Annotated in this window: 4 protein-coding genes; 1 reads left to right on the top strand and 3 read right to left on the bottom strand. The window is 42.2% G+C overall.

The genetic code is table 11. The features are described 5' to 3' along the window. Nucleotides 1-65: 65 nt before the first annotated feature. On the bottom strand, nt 66-1,370 hold the full coding sequence (locus tag ACZFYI_RS16820; protein WP_462525288.1) for a hypothetical protein: 1,305 nt from the start codon (nt 1,368-1,370) through the stop codon (nt 66-68). A gap of 35 nt (nt 1,371-1,405) precedes the next feature. Between ACZFYI_RS16820 and ACZFYI_RS16825 the strand changes: the two genes are divergently transcribed. Further along, a complete protein-coding gene (locus ACZFYI_RS16825) occupies nt 1,406-1,600 on the top strand; it encodes a hypothetical protein (protein WP_462525289.1) in 195 nt (64 codons plus the stop codon). 22 nt (nt 1,601-1,622) lie between these two features. Here the strand turns inward: ACZFYI_RS16825 and fucP are convergent, their stop codons facing one another. Beyond that, nucleotides 1,623-2,918: an L-fucose:H+ symporter permease gene (gene fucP / locus ACZFYI_RS16830; protein WP_462525290.1), complete on the bottom strand. Its 1,296-nt coding sequence runs from the start codon at nt 2,916-2,918 to the stop codon at nt 1,623-1,625. Nucleotides 2,919-3,118: 200 nt separating this feature from the next. Continuing rightward, nucleotides 3,119-3,898, bottom strand: a complete 780-nt coding sequence (locus tag ACZFYI_RS16835) for an L-fucose dehydrogenase (protein WP_462525291.1) — start codon at nt 3,896-3,898, stop codon at nt 3,119-3,121. Nucleotides 3,899-3,904 lie beyond the last annotated feature (6 nt).

A 3,904-nucleotide genomic window follows, 5' to 3' on the forward strand; every position in this document is an offset into this window, starting at 1 on the left:
CTTTTAAAAAAGAAAACTGAAACGCCTTTTACCCCTATATGAAAAAAAATAAATCTTATTATTATTTATCGATTCGCTTCGCTGACCCAATGAAACTGCCTTTCGGTCAGCGGGAAGTGGCGGTTGAGTTTTTTCAAAACCACATGCAGGGAATCTTCCTGCTTCTTGCCTGTCAAAATTATTCGATCTTGTTCCGGGATTTCCATTTTAAAACTTACCACAGGCAAACTGTCCCAACTTGCCAAACGCCATTCCAATTGATTTCCCAAGCTATCAGGTAAGTAACTGAAATAAGCCCTTCCATAGCGCATTCTCAGACTTGAATCCTGTGCGGAAAGACTTCCTGACCCGTTGTAATCAAAAATGACATCCCGCCACCTCAGTGTATCAGCGAGGCTTTCAGGAATGGTGTCTCCGTTTTTCACAAATAATTCCACATGGTACATGCCAGGTTGGATGGGTTCCAGGATTTTGGAATTGTTCCTGTGAAATTCAAGGTAATATTGGTAATAGTTGTAAGTGCCAAACCCGAAACTCATCGCGATAAAAACCGCCTTCAGGACGATCCTTCCGATTCGCTGCCATTTCTTTGAAAAGTATTTTTCATACAATACAGAAGGTTGGACAGTCTGATTTTGAAGGAAGAAACCAAACAGCCTTGACCTTTCTTGCCAAGCCAAAAATATAGATGCTACCAAAAGATTCAGGGAATAAATCTTGACAGGAATGTCATAGGCGAGGTTTAGCATGGCGACATTGGCAAATACACCGATAGCCAACAAAGCTCCCAAAAGCGCTGTCCTTCTCCACACCAAAAGCAATGCAACCATTACCTCAGCAAAGCCGGAAAACATCTGATAAGGCGTACTGTAACCAATAAACATCCAAGAAAAACGCATTGGCAAATAATCCCCCATAGGAGTTGCCAATTGGCTGAGGTTGGGAAAGTACATCTGCATGGCAAATACTTTCAAAATCCCATAAATAAAAGCTGTACCTGCCAAACTATAACGCAACAGGATGCACAGCCAATAATGGAAGTTGGGGTATGAAGCCTTTTTTCTATCAAAGACAGACCATATCAATGCAGCGATCGCAGCCAAAAAGAGATAAGAATACAATTGTGCCCAACCGTAACTCGTATCACCGCTTCCACCCATGGGAACCAATTCTTCCCTGATGTGGAGGACATGGTCATTGAACCAATGGACAAAGAGGTCAATGGGATAATTGACTGCTTCAACCAAAAAATACAAGCCTGGAATTGATCCAACGAGGTTGAGAGGATTGAAATAAAAGAGGTAATATACAAATGCGAAACGGAAGGAAATCCTTCCAAACAAAGTCCAAGTTGTGGTTTTATCTTCCATGGAAAAACAAATAATCTTCCAAAATATTGAAAAAATTGAGAAAAAGGAAAACCGCAATTCTTGACGCATCAAGTTTGAGAACTGTGATTTATTTTCTTGGGAAGTATTCTCAACTTTTCTTTGCGCCTTTGAGACTTTGCGGGAGAATTGAATGTAGCTTTAGGAGAAGCAGGATAGCAGGAAAGTCTGACGGCAAGAAGCCATCCGACTTGGATACCTTTGAGCTTTAGCGCCTTGGCGAGAAAATATTTTTTACTTTCTTCTAAACCCAAAAATCCCCACCACCAAAAAACAAACCAAAGGTAATACAAAAGAGAAATTGACTTCAGGAACTCCCAAAATCAGCGTGTCATTGTAGCCTGTTCCACCAATATCCAATATTACTCCCTGTAGCGTCGGCATGATGGCACCGCCCACTATCGCCATCACAAGGAAAGCCGCACCGTATTTCCCATCTTCTCCCAACCCTTCCAAAGCAATCCCATAGATCGTCGGGAACATCAGCGACATGGCAAATGAAATCCCCACCAAAGAATAAAGCCCATAAATCCCCTGAATAAAGATGGCCCCCAAAGTGAACAATCCGGCCAAAATGGAAAAGTAAAACAGCAATCGGGCGGGAGGGAAGTACCTGAACAAAAATGTACAGATCCACCTTCCGACCAAAAACAGGATCAGCGCAGCATATGCATAATTCACAGCATAAGCATTGTCGATGCCTATGGATTCGGCGTATTGGTAGATATAGGTCCATACCATAATCTGCGCACCAACATAAAACATCTGGGCAATCACACCTTCGACAAACTTTGGTTGTCCAAACAATCTTTTCATTGAAGGCCAAAAATCCAGTTTGCCATTGGTGGTTTTGTTTTCCGGCATGTTAGCAAAAGCAATGACCAAGCCTAATATGATTACAACCAACCCCAACATCACATAAGGATTTCGGATGACCATCAGGTCATTTGTCCGGACAATCGCCTTTGCAGATTCATCCAAAGTATCATAAATGATATTACCTGAAGCATCGGTATTGTTGGATTGAAGGGCGTTGAGGATAAATTCTTTTGCGACAAACAATCCTGCCAAAGCTCCCATGGGATTGAAAGCCTGAGCGAGATTCAGTCTTTGCGTAGCCGTCTCCTCAGGTCCCATAGAAAGGATATATGGATTGGCTGTAGTTTCCAAAAATGCCAAACCAAATGTCAGGATGTACAATGCCAAAAGGAAAAAGAAATAGCTTTCCCATGCAGCAGCAGGGTAAAAAAGCAAGGCCCCAAAAGCATACAAACCCATTCCGATCAGCACGCCGACCTTATAACTGTATTTCTTGATAAAAACCGCCGCAGGCAAAGCCATGGTAAAGTAGCCCCCATAAAAAGCCATCTGCACCAAAGACGCTTGAACATTATTCAACTCCAATACACGCTTGAATGCGGCCACCATGGGATTGGTAATGTCATTGGCAAAACCCCAAAGTGCAAACAAAGAAGTGATCAGAATAAAGGGTAGGAGGAGGGTTTTTGGGAGGAGGGTGGTTTTGGGCATTTTGCGATTAAAGGTTAATTGGTTAGAGGTTATTTGTTATTGGGTTAAAGGTTATCTGGTCAAAGGTTATTTGGTTAAAGGTTAATTGGTTAACTGATTTTGAATAAACAGCTTGGATATGGTATATAGGCCGTTTCTTGATACTTGATACTTGATACTTGATACTTGATACTTGGTACTTAGTACTTGATACCTCGTACTTAGAGCGCCCTATCCAAATGCGTGTACCCGCCATCCACATAAATGAGTTGTCCGGTGGTGTGAGAAGAGCGATCCGATAGAAGAAAAACCACCATATCTGCGATTTCACGGGGCGTGGTCATTCTTTTTTCGAAGGGAATTCTATTTTGAATCTCATTCAATTTTTCGTCAGGATTCTCAAATGTCTTCAACCAACTTTCATACAAAGGCGTCATCACCTCGGCAGGAATCACTGCATTGACGCGGATGCCGTATTTTAAAAGTTCGACAGCCCATTCCCTTGTTAATGACAATTGCCCGCCTTTTGCAGCAGTGTAACCGCTTGTATTGCCTTGACCTGTAACAGCGGTTTTGCTGCTGATATTGACAATGCTTCCTTTTGATGTTTTGAGATAGGGTAGTGCATAGTGGACCAAATCATAATAATGACCCAGGTTTTTTTCAACAGAAGCCCTGAAAGCTTCCGGAGAACCTTTTTCCAAACCTATACCATCATTGACTCCGGCATTGTTGACTATTCCGTCTATCTTTCCAAATTTCTGAAAAGCCATTTCCACAGCATCTTTTGCTGCTTGCGGATCAGTCAGCCTTTTTGGAATGTGCAGTGCTTTTTCTCCGTTTGACTCAAATTCAAAAACAAGATTTTGGCCTTCTTTCACAGAAGGATCGATGATGACAGGATATGCCCCTTCTTCCGCCAAAACTCTGCTGATCGCCCCGCCAATTCCTTTTGCGCCACCGGAAACGAGGTATACTTTTTGGTTGATATTTAAATTCATTGGGAA

It is taken from the genome of Aquiflexum sp., from assembly GCF_977115555.1.